The organism is Streptomyces sp. NPDC017890 (genome assembly GCF_044328675.1).
GTDB lineage: Bacteria > Actinomycetota > Actinomycetes > Streptomycetales > Streptomycetaceae > Streptomyces.
The window spans coordinates 1-2,555 of sequence record NZ_JBIRHU010000104.1; the positions used below are offsets into that span (position 1 = coordinate 1).

Sequence of the window (2,555 nt, forward strand, 5' to 3'; positions counted from 1 at the left end):
GCGGCCCCAACGCCCCCGGCGCCACCCAACTCGCCACCGAACTCCACAACCTCGGCGCACACGTCCGCATCGAACCCTGCGACATCACCGACCGCCACGCCCTCGCCACCCTCATCAACACCATCCCCGACCTCACCACCGTCATCCACACCGCCGCCACCCTCCACGACACCACCCTCACCCACCTCAACCACACCCACCTCCACCACACCCTCAACCCCAAAGCCCACGCCGCCCACCACCTCCACGAACTAACCCGCAACCACAACCTCACCGCCTTCATCCTCTTCTCCTCAGCCGCCGGCATCCTCGGCAACGCCGGCCAAGCCGCCTACGCCGCCGCCAACACCTACCTCGACACCCTCGCCACCCACCGACACGCCCAACACCTCCCCGCCACCTCCATCGCCTGGGGCTTCTGGGAACACCGCAGCGAACTGACCAGCGATCTGAACGAGGTGCAGCTGTCGAGGATCTCCCGGGCGGTCGGCACCAGCCTGACCGACCAGCAGGGGCTGGAGCTGTTCGACGCCGCGCTCGCCTCCGGTGAGCCCGTGGTGCTCGCCGATCCCCTGAATCTCCCCGCGCTGCGGGAACAGGCGGCCATCGGTACTCTGCCGCCCGTCCTGCGCGCGCTGGTCGCCGCACCGGTCCGCCGCGCCGTCCAGGGCGGTCGCCGTACGCCGGCCGGGTTGCGGCACCAACTCACCGGCCGTTCCGAGAGCGAGCAGGAGCAGTACGTCCTGAACCTGGTGAGGGAACACGCCGCGTCCGTGCTCGGACACACGTCGACGGAGTCCGTCGAGGCGACGCGGACGTTCCAGGAGATCGGTTTCGACTCGCTGACCGCGGTGGAACTGCGCAACCGCATCAGCGCCGCCACCGGCGTACGGCTGCCCGCGACCGCGATCTTCGACTACCCGACACCGCAGGTGCTGGCGGAGTACGTGCTCGCCCAGGCGTTGGGCACGAGCACCTCCGCAGCACCGGCCGCGCCCACGCCCCCGGCCGCTCCCGACGACGATCCGATCGTCATCGTCGGTATGAGCTGCCGCTACCCGGGCGGCGTCACCTCTCCCGAGGACCTGTGGCGGTTCGTCGACTCGGCCTCCGACGCCGTGTCCGTCCTCCCGTCCGACCGGGGCTGGGACCTCACCGCCTTGGCCGGGGCGAAGGGCGGCGCGGGCACGTCGTCCGCGAGTGGCGGCGGTTTCCTGTACGACGCGGCCGGGTTCGACGCGGCGTTCTTCGGTATCTCGCCGCGTGAGGCGGCGGCGATGGACCCGCAGCAGCGACTGCTGCTGGAGGCGTCATGGGAGGCGATCGAGCGGGCCGGCATCGCCCCCGGCTCGTTGAAGGGCAGCCGTACCGGTGTTTTCGCGGGCGTGATGTACCACGATTACGCCTCCTGGCTCCGAGAAGTGCCCGAGGAAGTCGAGGGCTATCTGGGGACGGGAACCGCGGGCAGCGTCGCGTCGGGCCGGGTGTCCTACACGTTCGGCCTGGAGGGTCCCGCTCTGACGGTGGACACGGCATGTTCGTCGTCGCTCGTCGCCCTGCACCTGGCATGTGAGTCGCTGCGGCGCGGGGAGTGTTCCATGGCACTCGCGGGTGGCGTCACCGTGCTGGCGACGCCACAGATCTTCGTGGAGTTCTCGCGGCAGGGCGGGCTTGCCGCGGACGGCCGCTGCAAGGCGTTCTCCGCCGACGCGGACGGCACGGGATGGGCCGAGGGCGTCGGCATGCTGCTGGTGGAGCGGCTGTCCGACGCGCGTCGCAACGGGCATCAGGTGCTGGCCGTGGTCCGGGGCTCCGCCGTCAACCAGGACGGCGCCTCCAACGGCCTCACCGCACCCAACGGACCCTCCCAGCAGCGCGTCATCCGCCAGGCCCTGGCCAACGCCGGCCTGTCGACGTCCGACATCGACGCGGTGGAGGCCCACGGCACCGGCACCACCCTCGGTGACCCCATCGAGGCCCAGGCGCTCCTCGCCACCTACGGCCAGGACCGCGACACCGACCGGCCGCTGCTGCTCGGCTCACTCAAGTCCAACATCGGGCACACGCAGGCCGCCGCCGGCGTCGCCGGGGTCATCAAGATGGTCATGGCGATGCAGCACGGGGTGCTGCCGCAGACCCTGCACGTCGACGAGCCCACCCCGCACGTCGACTGGGCCTCCGGTGCCGTGGAGTTGCTCACCGAACGGACCGACTGGCCCGAGACCGGCGGACCCCGCCGCGTGGGCGTCTCCTCATTCGGCGCCAGTGGCACCAACGCGCACGTGATCCTCGAGCAGCCCGCCGTCGTCACCGAACCGGCCGGCAGCAAGCCCACCACCGATGACGGGATTGCCGCTGAGGGACCTGACTCCGGGAACGGGCCTGCGACCGAGGGTGGTTCTGGCTCCGGGAACGGGCCTGGCACCGAGGGCAGGCCTGACCCCGGGAACGGGCCCGCGACTGGGGAGGGAGCATCATCCGCGCCGGTGGTGCCCTGGACCCTGTCCGCCGCCAGCGAAACCGCCCTGCACGCCCAAGCCGCCCGCCTCAAAACC

1 protein-coding gene is annotated in these 2,555 nt (G+C 71.2%); it reads left to right on the forward strand.

Annotation, left to right across the window (positions count from 1 at the left end; genetic code table 11):
- On the forward strand, positions 1 to 2,555 hold a 2,555-nt coding region (locus ACH4F2_RS35625), incomplete at both ends, for a beta-ketoacyl synthase N-terminal-like domain-containing protein (RefSeq protein ID WP_398136772.1).